Origin of the sequence: Pantoea sp. USHLN256 (assembly GCF_037149875.1) — a bacterium.
In the GTDB taxonomy this organism is placed as follows: Bacteria; Pseudomonadota; Gammaproteobacteria; order Enterobacterales; family Enterobacteriaceae; genus Pantoea; species Pantoea nemavictus.
This window is the reverse complement of sequence record NZ_JBBCQO010000064.1, coordinates 1-210: the sequence shown is the minus strand read 5'-3', so window position 1 is coordinate 210 and position 210 is coordinate 1. Positions and strand designations below refer to the sequence as shown.

At 54.8% G+C, this 210-nt stretch carries 1 rRNA gene; it reads right to left on the bottom strand.

From position 1 onward, the window contains the following. A 16S ribosomal RNA gene (locus WFL93_RS24250) occupies window positions 1–210 on the bottom strand; the annotation flags it as partial.

The window sequence follows — 210 nt, the reverse complement described above, 5'->3', positions numbered from 1 at the left end:
GTATGCGCCATTGTAGCACGTGTGTAGCCCTACTCGTAAGGGCCATGATGACTTGACGTCATCCCCACCTTCCTCCAGTTTATCACTGGCAGTCTCCTTTGAGTTCCCGGCCGGACCGCTGGCAACAAAGGATAAGGGTTGCGCTCGTTGCGGGACTTAACCCAACATTTCACAACACGAGCTGACGACAGCCATGCAGCACCTGTCTCA